Origin of the sequence: Amycolatopsis tolypomycina, from assembly GCF_900105945.1 — a bacterium.
GTDB lineage: Bacteria > Actinomycetota > Actinomycetes > Mycobacteriales > Pseudonocardiaceae > Amycolatopsis > Amycolatopsis tolypomycina.
Window position 1 is genome coordinate 3,453,630 of sequence record NZ_FNSO01000004.1, and the last position, 15,763, is coordinate 3,469,392.

Consider the following 15,763-nt stretch of genomic DNA (forward strand, 5'->3'; position numbering starts at 1 on the left):
GGTAGGCGGCGCGTGCGGCGAGGGGGGTGGCGTCCTGAGTGGTGGCGGCTCGCCGCCCGGACGTCGCAAGGACTCTCGGCCGCGGCGCTCGCCGAGTCCTCGGGGGTGTCGCGGGCGATGATCGGCAAGATCGAGCGGGGCGACGTGCAGCCGACGGCGGCGTCGCTGGCGAAGCTGTCGGCGGCGCTGGGGCTGACGTTGTCGGAGCTGATCGCGCGGGCCGAGGGCGACGAGCGGCGGCTGGCGCGGGCGGTGGAGCAGCCGGTGTGGGTCGACCCGGAGACCGGGTACCGGCGCCGGTCGGTCTCCCCCGCGGCCGGCCGTCCGCTGGAGCTGGTGGAGGTGGAGCTGCCGCCGGGCGTGGAGGTCCCGTTGGTGGCGGGGACGTATGCGTTCCTGCACCAGCAGATCTGGGTGCTGGCCGGGCGGTTGCGGTTCCACGAGGGGCCGCAGGTGCACGAGCTGGCCGCCGGGGACTGCCTGCAGCTGGGGCCGGCGGCGGACTGCGTGTTCGCCAACCCCGGTTCGGTGCCGTGCCGGTACCTGGTGGCGTTGGTGAAGCGGGCTACCTGACCAGGTGATCCGGGGTGCCGAGGCGCCGTGGCGGCAGTAGCTTCGCGCGATGCGGCGGATTTGGTACCAGTGCGCGGAGTTCCTGCTGGTGCTCTTGGGTATGGGCTGGCTGTTCGCGCCGAACACGGGGCTGGACGTGGTGTTCCTGCTGGCGTGGGACGTGCTGGCGGTCGCGGTGATCGTGACGCGCTGGCTGCGGATCCGGCGCTACCGGGCGGCGGCCGACGGCGAGCCGGTGTGGTTGACGAGCCTGCTGGGCCGGCGGTCGAGTTTCGCTTCGACGCTGCTGGTGAGCGTGGTGGGGCTGACCGCGGGCGGGCTGATCCTGGTGGCGAACGCGGTGGCCGAGGAGGACGACGAGCTGGCGTTCGTGCTGCAGGTGAGTGCGGTGCCGGCGGTACTGGCGGCGTGGATCCTGCTGCACTTCGGGTACGCGGACCGCTACGCACACCTGCACCACCGGGCGGCGCCGGGGCTGCGCTTCCCGGCGACCGAGCAGCCGAACCTGCTGGATTTCGCGTATTTCGCGTTCACCGTGGGGACGTCGTTCGCGACGTCCGATGTGGAGGTTCAGGCGCGCCCGATCCGCTACACGGTGCTGACGCACAGCTTGGTGTCGTTCGTGTACAACACGGCGATCCTGGGGATCGCGGTCGGGGTGATCACGGGGAAGTAGGAGCTCCGCTACCGGGGGTGGTACGCGGAAGTCGGTTGCTCGAGCGTTGACTGAAGCAATGAATCAGTGCTTCACTTCTTGACGTGCCCTACCGCCGCACCCCCAAGGTGCAGGAACGCCTCGATGCCCAGCGCGAGACGATCGTCGTCGCCGCGACGCGGCAGCTGGCCGACCATGGCTACAGCGGCTGTTCCGTCGCCGCGGTCGCCGAGCGGGCCGGGGTTGCCGTTGGCAGCGTCTATCGGCACTTCCCCACCAAAGCCGACCTCGTCGTGCACGTGTTCCGGCAGGTCGTGACGCGGGAGGTCGAGGCGGTCCGGGCGGCGGCCGCCGCGACGGCCGGGCCTGCCGAGCGGGTGGTGGCCGTGTTCGAGACGTTCGCCCAGCGGGCGCTCAAGGCGCCGAGGCAGGCTTATGCCCTGCTCGCCGAGCCGGTCGACGCGCTGATCGATGCCGAGCGGCTGGAGTTCCGGCGGGCGTTCACCGAGGTGGTCGCCGAGCACGTCGCCGCCGGGGTGCACCAGGGCGTGCTGCCGCCCCAGGACGGCCGGCTCACGGCCGCCGCGCTGGTCGGTGCCGCCGCCGAAGTCATGATCGGGCCGTTGACCAGCGGAAACGCCGGTGACGTCGCCGAGCTCCGCACGTTCGTTCTCCGCGCTCTAGGAGGTTGCGATGCCCGCCACGCATGAGGTCACCAACCAGGTTCCGCCGCTGGTGGGCCACGACGTCGCCGACGATCCGGCGCTGCTGGCCGGGCTCGAGCGGGCCGGGGCGGGCTGGGCGAGCGGCGAGCTGCACGAGCTGGGCCGGCTGGCCGGTTCGGAGCAGGCCCAGGAGTGGGGCCGCCTGGTCAACGAGAACGAGCCGGTGCTGCGCACCCACGACCGGTACGGCCACCGGATCGACGAGGTCGAGTTCCACCCGCACTGGCACGACCTGATGACGGTCGCGACGGCGCACGGCCTGCACGGCACACCGTGGCAGGACCCGCGCGAGGGCGTCCACGCGGCGCGGGCGGCGAAGTTCTACGTCTGGGGCCAGGTCGAGGCCGGGCACAGCTGCCCGATTTCGATGACCTACGCGGCGATCCCGGCGTTGCGGGCGAACCCGGAGCTGGCGGCGCGGTACGAGCCGCTGCTGGCGGCGACCGAGTACGACTTCGGGCTGCGGGAGCCGGCCACCAAGCGCGGCCTGCTCGCGGGCATGTCGATGACCGAGAAGCAGGGCGGCTCCGACGTCCGGGCGAACACGACGGCGGCGACCCCGGCCGCCGACGGCAGCTACACCCTGGTCGGGCACAAGTGGTTCACCTCGGCGCCGATGTGCGACATGTTCCTGACGCTGGCGCAGGCGCCCGGCGGGCTTTCGTGCTTCCTGCTCCCCCGCATCCTGCCCGACGGCTCGCGCAACCCGATCCGGCTGCAGCGGCTGAAGGACAAGCTCGGCAACCGGTCGAACGCGTCGTCGGAGATCGAGTACGACCACGCCGTGGGCTGGCTGGTCGGCGAGGAGGGCCGCGGGGTCCGCACGATCATCGAGATGGTCAACAACACCCGGCTGGACTGCACGCTCGGCAGCGCGTCGGGGATGCGGCTGGGTGCGGTGCGCGCGGTGCACCACGCCACCCACCGGCGGGCGTTCGGCAAGGCGCTGGCCGACCAGCCGCTGATGGCCAACGTCCTGGCCGACCTGGTGATCGAGTCCGAGGCGGCGACCACGGTGGCGATGCGGCTGGCCGCGGCGGGCGACCGGCGCGACGACGAGCAGGAACAGGCGTTCCGGCGGCTCGGGCTCGCGGTGTCGAAGTACTGGGTGTGCAAGCGGGCGCCGGCGCACGCGGCCGAGGCCCTCGAGTGCTTCGGCGGCAACGGGTACGTCGAGGAGTCGGGCATGCCGCGGCTCTACCGGGAGGCGCCGCTGTCGTCGATCTGGGAGGGCTCGGGCAATGTCGCGGCGCTGGACGCGTTGCGCGCGATGGGCCGTCAGCCGGAGTCGGTGGCGGCGTTCTTCGCCGAGGTCGAGCAGGCCGCGGGCGGCGACGCGCGGCTGGACGACGCCGTGGACCGCGTCCGCAAGGAGCTGACCGACCTCGAGGGCATCGAGTACCGCGCGCGGCGGCTGGTCGAGGCGATGGCGTTGGTGCTGCAGGGTTCCCTGCTGGTCCGCCACGGCCACCCGGCGGTGGCCGACGCGTTCTGCGCGTCCCGCTTCGGCGGCGACTGGGGCATCGCGTTCGGCACGCTCCCGGCCGGCGTGGACACGGGAGCGATCCTCGAGCGTGCCGCGGTGCGTTAGCCGGCCAGCACGGTCTGCAGTTCGGTGACCCAGGTGTCCGGCGGGCCGTCGCAGTCGAGGTAGACCTCGCGTTCGAAGGACGTGGCCCGCTCGCCGCTCTGCGTGATCCAGTCGTTGAGCGCCCGGAAGGCGTCGCCGAACTGGTCCGGTGCGCCGCGGACCACGGTGGTCGCGGCGCGGGCGACGGCGGCGATCTCCCGTGTGGTCACGTCGCCGTCGGCGATGGTGATTCCGCTCGGGACGGGCAGCGCGGTGGTCAGCCGCATCGGCCGTTCGGCGTCGCCGGTGTCTTCGTACAGCATGAACGAGAGGCCACCGCCCTCGACCCGGTGCCGGTCGAGGGCGGCCTGCAGCCGCGGCCACATCCGGCCGCCGGTTTCGGCGATCTCCTCCGGTCCGGTGATGTCGGCGCTGAGTGCGACGACCCGGACCGGGTCGAGCGGTTTGACGATCACGTCGTAGCCGTTCATGGGTCCCTCCTCCAGTTGGGCGAGCCGCAGTTCGACCCGCCGGAGCTGGTCGATCTGGGTGGTGAGCCGGTCGCGCGCCTCCGCCCGGCGCAGCAGCAGGATGCCGCGCAGCTGCTCGGCGGTGACGTCGTCGTCGACCAGCGACCCGACGGCCGACAGCGGCACGCCGAGGTCGCGCAGCACGAGGATGCGGTGCAGCCGCAGTACCTGCTCGGGCGTGTAGTGCCGGTAGCCGGTGGCCTGGTCCACGTACGCGGGTGTCAGCAGGCCGATCTCGTGGTAGTGGCGCAAGGTGCGCGCCGACACCTGGGCCAGCCGCGCCACCGTTCCGATTCCGTACACGAACCGCAGTCAACCAGGTGCCGTAACGGCAAGGTCAAGAACTCAGCCGACGCGTTCGGCGCGCTGCCGGGCCAGCTCCTCGACCGCGCTGGGCAGGGTGGTCTCGAAGTCGATCAGCTTGGCCCAGGTCGGGGTGACGACGATGCGGACCATGCCGTCGTAGAGGGAGCGGACCTCGCGTTCCCACTCCACGCGCTGCTCGGGGGTCATCTGGTAGGTGCCGTTCATCTGCAGGTACTCCTCGGGGATGCCGTCGACGACGTCGAGTTCGGCGCGGCCGCGGACGAGGAGGATCTTGGGCGGGTGCACCTCGGTGTCGATGGTCAGGGCGACCGCCGGGTTGGCGCGCAGCGACGGCAGCTTCGGCGAGTTCTTCGTGGTGCACAGGACGATCTGCGAGCCGTTCCAGGTGAAGGCGATCGGGATGCTGCGCGGGGTGCCGTCCTTGGCGACGTAGGCCAGCCGGGTCACGTCGCGGGCCAGCAGTTCGCGGCTGAGCGGGCGGTCGAGCACCTCGGTGATCTCGTGCTGCTGCATGGTCGGGCTCCTTGTCCGGTCGGGGCTGCTGCTGCCCCGGGGACGGAGCCGCCGGCGCGTTCTCGACACGCGGCGGGAAAGTTTTGCTAGCGGCCGAGTGCGTCGAGCGCGCCGGCGACCGCGGCGGCCTTGAGGTCTTCGACGGGGACGTCGGGGAACTGCATGCAGACGTCCTGCAGGCCGCCCAGGGCCAGGATCGCCCTGGCCTGCTGGTCGAGGGTCGGCGACGGGCCGCAGATCAGCTCGGTGAGCCGGGTCCGCCAGGCCAGGACCCGGTCGATGAGCCCGAGGTCGGCCAGGGTGGGCAGCTCGGACAGCAGCATGACCACGTCGGCGCGGTGGCGGTAGTTGAAGTCGAAGAAGCCTTCGACCAGCTCGCGGACCGAGCCGTCGCCGCGGGCTTCCTGGTCGAGGAGGAACTTCTCGCCGTCGTCGAGCATCGGCTGGACGATGCTGCGGACGAGGTCGTCGCGGGACGGGAAGTGGTAGTAGAGCGCGGGCTTGGTGATGCCGAGCCGGTCGGCGATGTCCTGCAGGCTGGTGCGCTGGACGCCCTGGCTGGTGAACAGGTCGCGGGCGACGTCGAGGATGCGCTGCTTGGTGTCGGACGGTTTCGGCACCGGCCCAGCATAACTGACTTAACGATAGGTAAGGAACCGTGGTACAACTTACCTACCGTTAAGTCAGGGAGGTACTCATGCGGATCCTCGTCTCCGGCGCCAGCATCGCCGGCCCGGTGCTGGCGTACTGGCTCGCCCGCCACGGCTTCGACGTCACCGTCGTCGAACGCGCCCCGGCCCTGCGCAAGACCGGCGGCCACGCCGTCGACCTCTTCCGGCCCGCCATGGACATCACCGAACGGATGGGCGTCCTGCCCCGCGTCGAAGCCCTCGCCACCGGCACGACCCGGATGACGCTGCACCGCGAAGGCCACCGCAAGCCCGTCCGGGTGGACCTGACGAAGATCTACCGGGCCACCTCCGACCGGCACGTCGAGATCATGCGCGACGACCTCAGCGAGATCTACTACGACGCCGGCCGCGACGACGTCGAGTACCTCTTCGGCGACTCGATCACCGCCCTCTCCCCCGACGGCGACGTCACCTTCGAGCACGCGCCACCCCGCCGCTTCGACGTCGTCGTCGGCGCCGACGGGCTGCACTCGAACGTCCGGCGCCTGGTGTTCGGCGAAGAAGCCGGGCTGACGACGTTCATCGGCGCGTACCTGGGCGTGCTGTCGCTGCCGGACACGCTCGGCCTCGACGGCGAGACGGTCATGCACCTCGGCGCCGGCCGCGTCGCCGGGATCTACAGCGCCCGGCACCTCGACGAGGCCAGGGCGGTGTTCCTGTTCCGCCGCAGCGAACCGCTCGACTACCACCACCGGGACGTCCCGCGGCAGCAGCAACTGCTCAGGGCAGCATTTGCCGGGCTGCACCCGCAGGTCGACGGCTGGCTCGCCGCCATGGACGGCGCGTTCTACTTCGACTCGATCACCCAGCTGCGGCTGGACACCTGGTCCCGCGGCCGCGTCATCCTGGTCGGCGACGCGGGCTACTGCCCCGGCCCCGCGGTCGGCGGCAGCACCAGCCTGGCGGTGCTCGGCGCGTACGTACTGGCGGGCGAGCTCGCCGCGGCGCGCGGCGACCACGAGCGCGCGTTCGCCGCCTACGAGGCCGAGCTGGGCGAGCTGGTGCGCAAGAGCCGGGCGTTCGCGGTCGGCGCCGCGCGCAGCCTGATTCCGGGTTCCCGCGCGGGGATGTGGGCACTGGCGCGGGGCGGGCAGCTGGTCTCGGCGCTGCCGGCCGGGATGACACGCGCGCTCGCGAAGCTCAACACGGGCGGCCTTCGCATGCACGACTCGATGCGGGTCAAGGACTACGCGGTCGAGGCCATCGCCTGAGGCTGGAGGGGGACCCCCATACGGCCGCCCCCCTCCAGCTTCGACAGCGGGCAAACGGACACCGGCGGAAACCGGGCGGGCGCGCGGGGACGAACCCCGCGCGCCCGCACCCCCAGTGGCCCGGCGAAACCCGCCGTCGGGGGACAGGAGACAACGAGTACCGCGCTGGATACCGGGAAAAGGGACGGATTTCCGCCCAGGTGACGTCGACGCGGGGCCGGTCCGTCGCGTCTGGTCCCAGCGCCCCAATGTGGCGTTGGTTGCGTCCAACGCACCCAATGTGGCGTTCGGTGCGTCCAACGCACCGAACGCCACATTGGGGCGCATGGGCGGACGCGCGTCACTCAGCCCGCCAGCAGCCCCGGGTCGCGCTCCGGCGGCCCGCTCGGCCACCACTCGTCCCCCTCGAGCCGGTACGGGTGCCACCTTCCCGCGCGGTCCAGCCTCAACTGCACCTCCCCGACCGTGCAGTGGTTGCGCTCGAACACCGCCTCCTCCCCGAGCGCCGCCCGCGCCGCCGCCACCACCGCCTTCGGGGGCGTCCACCGCGATTCCAGCACCTCCACGCCGTCCGGCCCGCCGTACCGCCACGCCGCGACCGCCCGCGCGAACCCCGCCCCCTCGCCCAGCCGCTCGGCCGCGGACGGGAACTCCGCCGCCATGCGGACCGCGTCCACCCGCCGCCCCGGGCAGGGGCGCCCGTCCAGCAGCTCGCGCGCCCGGCCGGCCGCGTTGACCGCCAGCAGTGCGAACGCCTCGGCCGGCACCCCCGGCGCCGCCGGGATCGAGGGGGCGCCCGACGGCCGGAACTCCGCCAGGTCCGGCAGCTCACCCGGGACCCGATCGGCCGCCGGCAGCTCGGCCGACGCCACCGGCGCGATGCGGCTCTCCAGCTCCGCGCGGATCTCCCGCTCACCCTTGCCGCGCATCAGCAGCACCAGGAACGGGTCCGCGTCGAGCAGCCACGACGCCTGGAACGACAACGCCGCCGCGTGCCGGCACGGCAGCTCCCAGCCCGGGCAGTCGCACTCCGGGTCGAGGTCGCCGATCCCCGGCAGCAGGTCGACCCCGGCCGCTTCGACCAGGTCCGGGGGCAGGTCACGGTCGAGCAGGGCCGCCAGGTGCCCGGACCGGGAGGCGACCCGGTCGAGGAACCGGGTCCAGTCCGCCTCCGACAGCTCCGCCAGCCGCAGCCGGGTGCGGTACGGGCCGCCGTCGGCGTCCTCGACCGTCGCCGCGATGCGGCCCGGGCTGACCGTGATCGGCCCGACCAGCCCCGCCGCGGCGTACTTGCGGCCCTTCTTCAGCTGACGCAGGTCGAGTGCGGTGTCCTCCATCGCGCGCACCCACGCCCGGCCCCACCACGAACGCGCCAACCGCCCGCCCGCGCCGAACGCGGGGAACCCGCGCACCCGGTCGTCGCTCATCCGCGGCTCCTCAGTTCGACGAGCTCCGCCAGCTCGGTGTCCGACAGTTCCGTCAACGCCGCCTCGCCGCCGGCCAGCACCGCCTCGGCCAGCGTCCGCTTCTCCCGCAGCATCGCCGCGATCCGGTCCTCGACCGTGCCCTCGGCGACGAGCCGGTGCACCTGCACCGGGCGGGTCTGCCCGATCCGGTACGCGCGGTCGGTCGCCTGGTCCTCCACCGCCGGGTTCCACCAGCGGTCGAAGTGCACGACGTGGTCCGCGCGGGTCAGGTTCAGCCCGGTACCCGCCGCCTTCAGCGACAGCAGGAACACCGGCACCTCACCGCCCTGGAAGCGCGCCACCATCTCTTCACGACGCGGTACCGGCGTGCCGCCGTGCAGCAGCTGCGTCGCGATGCCCCGGCCGGCCAGGTGCTTCTCCAGCAGCCGCGCCATGGCGACGTACTGGGTGAACACCAGTACCGCGCCGTCTTCGGCGAGGATCGTGTCCAGCAGCTCGTCGAGCAGCTCCACCTTGCCCGAGCGGCCACCCGGCTCCTTGAGGTACTGGGCCGGGTGGTTGCAGATCTGCTTGAGCGCGGTCAGCAGCTTGACGATCCGGCCGCGCCGGGCCATGCCGTCACTGGCGGCGATGTCGGCCATCATCTCCCGCACGACCGCCTCGTACAGCGCCACCTGCTCCGCGCTGAGCGCCACCGGCCGGTCGGTCTCGGTCTTGGCCGGCAGCTCGGGCGCGATCCCGGGGTCGGACTTGCGCCGCCGCAGCAGGAACGGCCGCAGCAGCCGCGCCAGCCGCTCGGCCGCCACGGTGTCGCCGGACTCGATCGGCTTGGCCCACCGCGTCCGGAAGTCCGTCAGCGACCCCAGCAGGCCGGGCGCGGTCCAGTCGAGGATCGCCCACAGCTCCGAGAGCGTGTTCTCCACCGGTGTCCCGGTCAGCGCCACCCGCGCCGCCGCCGGCACCAGCCGCAACGCCTGCGCCGTGCCCGAGCGGTGGTTCTTGACGTGCTGGGCCTCGTCGGCCACCAGGAGCCCCCACCGCACCCCGGCCAGCGGCGCGGGATCGGTGCGCAGCGTGCCGTAAGTCGTGAGGACGAACCCGGCGGCGTCCTCGACGTCCGCCAGTGACCGGGCGCCGCCGTGGAAGCGCCGTACCGGCACGCCGGGGGCGAACCGGCGGATCTCGCGTTCCCAGTTGCCCAGCAGCGACGCCGGGCACACCACCAGCGTCGGGCCGGCCGCCCGGTGCAGGTGCAGCGCGATCAGCGTGACCGTCTTGCCCAGGCCCATGTCGTCGGCCAGGCACCCGCCGAGGCCGAGCCCGGTGACGGTGGCCAGCCACTGCAGCCCGCGCAGCTGGTAGTCCCGCAACGTCGCGGCCAGCCCGGCCGGCGGCGCCTGCGGTTCCGGTGGCGCCGACAGCCGTTCCCGCAGCCGGGCCAGCCAGCCGTCGGTGACGACCTCGACCACCTCGCCGTCGACCTCGGTGGTCCCCGACAGCACCGCGCCCAGCGCGTCGACCGGCGTCAGCGGCTTCAGCGCGCGGTCGCGGGCCTTCGCCGCCAGCGCCGGGTCGACCAGCACCCAGCGGTCGCGCAGCCGCACCACCGGACGGCGGGCCTCGGCGAGCGCGTCCAGCTCCGCCTCGGTCAGCACCTCGCCGCCCAGTGCAAGCTGCCAGTCGAAGGCCAGGGCCCGCCCGCCGCCGAAGAACGACGGCAGGTCACCCGGAGTGTCGCCGGCGCGGACGACGGCCCGCGCGGTCAGCGAACCCGCCAGCTCGGCCGGCCAGTGCACGTCGATCCCGGCCGCCGCCAGCCGCGGCGCCGCGGCCGCGAGCAGCTCGGTCACCTCGTCCTCGCCGAGCACCAGCTCGTCGGGCACCGCCGAGGTCAGCAGCGGGCCCAGCGCCGGCCACACCTGCGCACCCCGCCGCAGCGCCAGCACGGTGTCGATGCGGGCGCGCGGCCCGAACCGCCCCGTGGCCCACAGCTCCGCCGCGTCGGCGACCTGCCCGGGATCGGTCAGGCTGTGCACCTGGACCACGGCGTGGAAGCGCCCGGTGGCGTACCCGTCCGGGACCTCCAGCCGCAGCGACACCCGGATGCCGGAGTCGAGTCCCGCGGCCAGCTCGTCCGCCCAGTCACGCAGGGACTGCGCGCGCTGCGGTGCGACGGCGGCGAACAACCGCGTCCCGGCCGCCTTCGCCGCGGCGGGCGTGCGGGGCAGCGTGTCGGCGACGGCGTCGAGGAACGCCCGCAGCAGCGGCCCCGGCGCGCGCTCGTCCGGCGGCATCGCGGCGGCGAGGTCGCGCAGCCACGCGGCTTCGGCCGGTTCCAGCGGCCCGGCGCGCCAGGCGTCGTGCCCGCCCGCGGTGACCCCCGGCAGCAGCCGTCCCGCGGCGACCAGCCGCAGCGCGGCCCGCGCCGCCGTCGCCCAGAAGGCGTCGGTGCCGGCGAGCAGGTGCGGCAGACCGTCCGCAATGGACAGTTCGCGGCCGTCGACCACCAGGCGGCCCGCCCGTGGTGGTTCGCCCGGTTCGAAGTGGACGTTCAGTTCCCCAGCCTCCCGTATCGGCGCACGGACAACGGCACGAACACCGCCAGCAGCACCAGCGGCCAGACCACCGCCATCGGCACCGCGTGCGCGCTCACCCAGGACGTCCCGGCCGCGCCCGGGTTACCGAACAGCACCCGCGCCGCGGTCACCGTGGAGGACAACGGGTTCCACTCCGCCACGGTTCCCAGCCACACCGGCATCGTCGAGGTCGCCACGAACGCGCCCGAGAGGAACCCGAACGGGAACTCCAATGTCTGCGTCAGCGTCACCATCGACGGGTCCGACGTCAGCAGGCCCAGGTAGATCCCGATCCACACCAGCGCCGTCCGCAGCAGGAGCAGCAGGCCGAGCGCGGCGAGGGTTTCGCCGGCGCTGCCGTGCGGGCGCCAGCCGACGGCCAGCCCGCAGCCGACCAGCACCGCCAAGGCGAGCGTCGCGTTCACCAGGTCCGCGGCCACCCGTCCGGTGAACACCGCCGACGGCGCCATCGGCAGCGACCGGAACCGGTCGGTGACGCCCTTGCCAGTGTCGTCCACCACCGCGATCATCGTCCCCGACAGCCCGAACGCCATCGTCATCGCGAACATCCCGGGCATCAGGAACTCCCGGTAGGAGCCGCCGCCGGGCACGCTCATCCCGCCGCCGAGCAGGTAGGCGAAGATCAGCACCATCAGGATCGGGAACGCCACCACGCCGACCAGCCGCGCCGGGCGCCGGGCCAGCTGCGCCAGGTAGCGCTGGGTCAGCGTCCAGCCGTCTTCGATCGCCCACCTCATCGCGCCACCCCCGTCAGCTCCAGGAACACTTCGTCCAGCGTCGGCTGCCGCAGCGCCACGTCGGCGAACGGCAGTTCGGTCGCCGCCAGCTCCCGCACGACGTCGGTCAGCATCGACGGCTCGGCCGCGGCGCTCACCCGCAGCTCCTCGGTGACCGGCTCGGCGCCGGTGACCCGGGCGAGCAGCGCGGCCGCGGCGCCGAGAGCGTCGGGGTCGGTGAGCACCAGCTCGATCCGGGTCGCCCCGAGCGAGCCCTTCAACTCGGCCGGGGTGCCTTCGGCGATCACCCGGCCGTGCTCGACGAGGGAGATCCGGTCGGCCAGCTGATCGGCTTCCTCCAGGTACTGCGTCGTCAGCAGCACCGTCGTCCCGTCGCCGACCAGCGTTCGCACCGCCCGCCAGACCTCGTTGCGGCTGCGCGGGTCCAGCCCGGTCGTCGGCTCGTCGAGGAACAGCACCCGCGGCGCGGCCAGCAGGGAAGCGGCCAGGTCGAGACGCCGGCGCATCCCGCCCGAGTAGGCCGACACCGGCTTCGCTCCCGTGCCGGCCAGGCCGAACCGTTCGAGCAGGTCGTCGGCGCGGCGGGTGGCTTCGGCGCGGCCCAGGTGGTGCAGCCGGCCGAACAGGATCAGGTTCTGCCGTCCCGAGAGGATTTCGTCGACGGCGGCCTGCTGCCCGACCACCCCGATCGCCGAGCGCACTTTCGCCGGTTCGGTGGCGACGTCGAAGCCGGCCACCCTGGCGACGCCGCCGTCGTGCCGCAGCAGCGTCGAGAGCACGCGGACCGCGGTGGTCTTGCCCGCGCCGTTGGGTCCCAGCAGGCCGCATAGGGTGCCGGCCGGGACGGAGAGATCGAACCCCTCGAGGGCGCAGGAGTCGCCGTAGCGCTTGCGCAGTCCCTCGGCGTGGATCAGCGGAGTCATCAAGCCCCTTAACTCTGTACAGTGTACAGAGAAGAGGTTAGCACAACTCTGTACGTTGTACGGAAATCAGGTGGGCAGAATGGCCGGCGTGAGCACGCAGGAGAACGGGGACGGCGACCCGCGGCGGGCGATCGAGCTGCTCTGGGGCGTCCCGGGCCCCCCGCGCCGCGGCCCGAAACCGAAGCTGGCCACCGCCGACGTCGTCCGCGCGGCAGTGGCCTTGGCCGACGCCGACGGCATCGAAGCCGTCACCATCCGCCGCGTCGCCGAGCAGCTGGGCGTCTCCCCCATGTCGCTCTACACCTACGTCCCGGGCCGGGCCGAGCTGCTGGACCTGATGATCGACCACGCCCACGGCGAACTGGCCACCATCGAGGACGGCCTCGGCTGGCGGGCGGCGCTGACCGCGATCGCCGAAGACCAGTGGGCGCTGTTCCACCGCCACCCCTGGCTGCTGCAGGTCACCACCAGCCGCTCGGCGCTCGGCCCGCACAGCTTCGCCAAGTACGAACAGGAGCTGCGCGCGATCGACGGCATCGGCCTCGGCGACGTCGAAATGGACGCCGTGGTCAGCCTCGTCACCGGCCTGGTCCGCACCACCGCGCGCAGCTCGCTCGACAACGCCCGCCTGGTCCGCGCCACCGGCCTGACCGACGCCCAGTGGTGGGAGCGCGCCGGGCCGGTGCTGGCCGGCATCCCGGCCGCCGACGCGGCGCACTTCCCGATCTCCTCCCGCGTCGGCCAAGCCGCCGGCGAGGCCCACAACGCCGCCGAGAACCCGGCCTACACCTTCCGCTTCGGCCTCGCCCGCGTCCTCGACGGCATCGAAGCGCTGGTCACCACCCGCGCGGCGGAGCGGCCCCCGGCGTCATGAAAGGGTCGTTCATGACGCCGGACGTCATGAACGACCCTTTCATGACATGCGAACAAGCGCTCCTACAGCGCCAGCAGTAGCCGCGCCGGGCGCCAGGTCCCGCCGTCGGGCGCCCGCGGCACGTCCTCGGTGAGCGTCAGGTCCGGGAAACGCGCGAACAGCGACGACAACGCCACCTCCGTCTGCACCCGCGAGATCGACGCGCCCAGGCAGAAGTGCGGGCCGTGCGAGAAGCCCAGCTGCGCCGGCCCCGACCGGGTGACGTCGAGGCGGTCCGGATCGCCGAAGGCCCGCGGGTCGCGGTCGGCGGCCACCACCGCCGCCGTCACCCGCTCGCCCTTGCCGATCACCTGCCCGCCGATCTCGACGTCCTCGCGCGCGAACCGCGGCGTGGTCAGCAGCTGCGGGCTGCAGAAGCGCATCAGCTCTTCCACCGCGCCCGGCCACAACCCGGGGTCGGCGCGCAGGAGGTCGAGCTGGTCCGGGTGCCGCAGCAGGGCCTCGACGGCGTTGGCGATCAGGTTCACCGGCGTCTGCCCGCCCAGGACCAGGTGCCAGACCAGGGTGACCAACTCGGTGTCGGAGAGCCGGTCACCGTCCGCCTCCTGTACTCGCACCAGGTCGCCGATGAGGTCGTCACCCGGCTCGGCCCGGCTGCGGGCGACCGCCTCCTTCGCGCCTTCGATGATCGCCGGGATCGCCGCGGCGAAGTCCGGGCCCATCCCGCTCGCGACGGCGGCACCGTACTCGCGCCAGCGCGGCCGGTCGGCTTCGGGAATGCCGACCAGCTCGCTGATGACGTCGATGGGCAGCGGCCGGGCGAAGTGCGGCACCAGGTCGACGACGCCGTCCTCGGCGTGCCCGGGCAGCTCGTCGAGCAGCCGCCCGGTGATCGCCGCCAGCCGCGGCCGCAGCTGCGCGGCCCGCTTCGGCGTGAACGCCGGGGCGACCAGCCGCCGCAGCCGCAGGTGCTCCGGCCCGTCCTTCTCCGCCATCGTCTCCATGTAGGCCAGGCAGTGGTCCGGGATGCCCGGCGGGCGCAGGAAGCTGCCGGAGTTCACCTCGAACCGGGCGTCGCCCAGCATCGCGCGCGCTTCGGCGTAGCGGGTCACGGCCCAGAACGGGCCGAACCCGGGGATGACCAGCCTGGCCACCGCGCCGAGTTCCCGCGCGTGGTCGTAGGCGGTGAACGGGTCGGTGAGCACCTTCGGGTCGGTCAGGTCGATCTCGGGGGTCATCCACCACTCCAGATGTTGATATCAGATGTTCTAATCATCTCAGTGGTGACGGTATCTTGACCCCGGACCCGACGGCAAGGAGGACGATGGTCAGGCTCAGCAGGGCGGAAACCCAGGAACGCAACCGCGCCAAGGTGCTCACCGCCGCCCGCGACGAGTTCGCCCGCCGCGGCTTCCGCGAGGCGAAGATCGACGTCATCGCCGAACGCGCCGAACTCACCCGCGGCGCGGTCTACTCCAACTTCCCCGGCAAGCGCGCCCTGTACTTCGCGGTCCTGGCCGACCTCGCCGAACGCGCCCCCCGCCCCGCCACCCCACCCGCGGACCCGGCCGCGGCCGACGTCCTGGCCGCGTTCGCCCGCGCCTGGATCGCCCGGCTCCCCCTGGCCACCGACAGCGACAGCGACGAAGCCCGGCTCGGCCGCGACCTGCTTCCCGAAGTCCTCGCCGACGAGCACACCCGCCGGCCGTTCGCGCAGCTCATGCGGCTCGACGCCGTCCTGCTCGGGCTCGCCCTCGAGCGCGGCCGCCCGGGACGCCGTCTCGTGCGGGTCGCCGAAGCCGCGCTGACCACGCTGCACGGCGCGAGCCAGCTCGCCGCCGCCGCACCCGGCTTCGGTGAGCCGTTCCACCTCGTCACCGCCTGCGCGGCCCTGCTCGACCTCGACCTGAGCGACGACTGGCCCGCCGAGCCGCCGATCACCACCCAGGCCCGGCCCGCGAACGAGCCGTGGGCCCCGCCGGCGGCGACCGACCTGCTGACCGGCGAAACCTTCCGGCCCGGCGACGGCGTCGTCACCGTGCTGGGCCTGCACCGCGCCGCCGCCTTCGAAGAAGCCGTCCGCGCCGGTGCCGACGTCACGGCCGTGCTCGTCACCAGCGACCCCGGCGAACTCGCCCCGCTGGCCCGCCTCGCCGTCGCCGACCTGCGCGGCTGCCTCGACCAGGCGATCACGCCCCCGGACCGGCCCCGGCTGCGCCTGGCCTGCGACGCCGGGGGCGCGCTCGCGGCCGCCGCGGGCGTCACCGCCGTCAGCGACGCCACCGAGGCCGCCGTCCGCGTCGAAGCCGGCCGGATCGTCGCGCGCGCCGAAGGGTTCGGCGCCTGTCACGCCGCCGCTGTCGGTCTCGCGCCCGGCCGTTCGTCGGGCGGGTGACACCGGCGGAAGGA

The 15,763-nt window shown here is 73.3% G+C and carries 15 protein-coding genes; 7 read left to right on the plus strand and 8 right to left on the minus strand.

The features are described from left to right. The first annotated feature begins 12 nt into the window (after positions 1–12). From BLW76_RS25850 to BLW76_RS25865, 4 genes are all read left to right on the plus strand, one after another. A complete protein-coding gene (locus BLW76_RS25850; RefSeq protein WP_091311791.1) occupies positions 13–573 on the plus strand; it encodes a helix-turn-helix domain-containing protein in 561 nt (186 codons plus the stop codon). A 49-nt stretch (positions 574–622) separates the two neighbouring features. Beyond that, entirely contained in the window at positions 623–1,249 is a 627-nt protein-coding gene (locus BLW76_RS25855; protein ID WP_091311793.1) for a DUF1345 domain-containing protein, read from the plus strand. Positions 1,250–1,332: 83 nt separating this feature from the next. After that, a complete protein-coding gene (locus tag BLW76_RS25860; protein ID WP_091311796.1) occupies positions 1,333–1,938 on the plus strand; it encodes a TetR/AcrR family transcriptional regulator in 606 nt (201 codons plus the stop codon). Continuing rightward, positions 1,922–3,544 (plus strand): acyl-CoA dehydrogenase family protein, encoded by a 1,623-nt coding sequence (locus BLW76_RS25865; protein ID WP_091311798.1) that lies wholly within the window; start codon positions 1,922–1,924, stop codon positions 3,542–3,544. Before BLW76_RS25860 ends, BLW76_RS25865 begins: the two co-directional genes overlap by 17 nt. On the opposite strand, the gene BLW76_RS25870 is transcribed toward BLW76_RS25865, so the two are convergent. The 3 genes from BLW76_RS25870 to BLW76_RS25880 form a co-directional block, all read right to left on the minus strand. Then, positions 3,541–4,356, minus strand: coding sequence for a MerR family transcriptional regulator (locus tag BLW76_RS25870; RefSeq protein ID WP_167384737.1), 816 nt, complete (start codon positions 4,354–4,356; stop codon positions 3,541–3,543). The two genes, BLW76_RS25865 and BLW76_RS25870, sit on opposite strands and share 4 nt — an antisense overlap. A 42-nt stretch (positions 4,357–4,398) precedes the next feature. Beyond that, on the minus strand, positions 4,399–4,893 hold the full coding sequence (locus BLW76_RS25875) for a pyridoxamine 5'-phosphate oxidase family protein (protein ID WP_091311803.1): 495 nt from the start codon (positions 4,891–4,893) through the stop codon (positions 4,399–4,401). An 86-nt stretch (positions 4,894–4,979) separates the two neighbouring features. Next, positions 4,980–5,513: a TetR/AcrR family transcriptional regulator gene (locus tag BLW76_RS25880; protein ID WP_091311804.1), complete on the minus strand. Its 534-nt coding sequence runs from the start codon at positions 5,511–5,513 to the stop codon at positions 4,980–4,982. Between the two features lie 77 nt (positions 5,514–5,590). Between BLW76_RS25880 and BLW76_RS25885 the strand changes: the two genes are divergently transcribed. Further along, on the plus strand, positions 5,591–6,796 hold the full coding sequence (locus tag BLW76_RS25885) for an FAD-dependent monooxygenase (protein WP_091311807.1): 1,206 nt from the start codon (positions 5,591–5,593) through the stop codon (positions 6,794–6,796). Positions 6,797–7,140: 344 nt separating this feature from the next. Here BLW76_RS25885 and BLW76_RS25890 read toward each other — a convergent pair whose 3' ends face one another. The 4 genes from BLW76_RS25890 to BLW76_RS25905 are packed head-to-tail and all read right to left on the minus strand — an operon-like array spanning position 7,141 to position 12,480. Next, a complete protein-coding gene (locus tag BLW76_RS25890; protein ID WP_091311809.1) occupies positions 7,141–8,223 on the minus strand; it encodes an SWIM zinc finger family protein in 1,083 nt (360 codons plus the stop codon). Further along, complete coding sequence (locus BLW76_RS25895; protein ID WP_091311811.1) at positions 8,220–10,730, minus strand: DEAD/DEAH box helicase; 2,511 nt, start codon at positions 10,728–10,730, stop codon at positions 8,220–8,222. Before BLW76_RS25895 ends, BLW76_RS25890 begins: the two co-directional genes overlap by 4 nt. 44 nt (positions 10,731–10,774) lie before the next feature. Further along, positions 10,775–11,557, minus strand: a complete 783-nt coding sequence (locus tag BLW76_RS25900) for an ABC transporter permease (RefSeq protein WP_091311813.1) — start codon at positions 11,555–11,557, stop codon at positions 10,775–10,777. Beyond that, positions 11,554–12,480 (minus strand): ATP-binding cassette domain-containing protein, encoded by a 927-nt coding sequence (locus tag BLW76_RS25905; RefSeq protein WP_091311815.1) that lies wholly within the window; start codon positions 12,478–12,480, stop codon positions 11,554–11,556. Before BLW76_RS25905 ends, BLW76_RS25900 begins: the two co-directional genes overlap by 4 nt. A 79-nt stretch (positions 12,481–12,559) precedes the next feature. On the opposite strand from BLW76_RS25905, the gene BLW76_RS25910 reads away from it, so the two are divergent. After that, positions 12,560–13,354, plus strand: a complete 795-nt coding sequence (locus BLW76_RS25910; protein ID WP_091311817.1) for a TetR/AcrR family transcriptional regulator — start codon at positions 12,560–12,562, stop codon at positions 13,352–13,354. Between the two features lie 62 nt (positions 13,355–13,416). Here BLW76_RS25910 and BLW76_RS25915 read toward each other — a convergent pair whose 3' ends face one another. Next, positions 13,417–14,592 carry a cytochrome P450 family protein gene (locus tag BLW76_RS25915; RefSeq protein WP_091311820.1) on the minus strand — a complete coding sequence of 392 codons (1,176 nt, stop codon included), beginning with the start codon at positions 14,590–14,592 and terminating at the stop codon, positions 13,417–13,419. 86 nt (positions 14,593–14,678) lie between these two features. Between BLW76_RS25915 and BLW76_RS25920 the strand changes: the two genes are divergently transcribed. Then, positions 14,679–15,749 (plus strand): TetR/AcrR family transcriptional regulator, encoded by a 1,071-nt coding sequence (locus tag BLW76_RS25920; protein WP_091311823.1) that lies wholly within the window; start codon positions 14,679–14,681, stop codon positions 15,747–15,749. Positions 15,750–15,763: the final 14 nt, after the last annotated feature.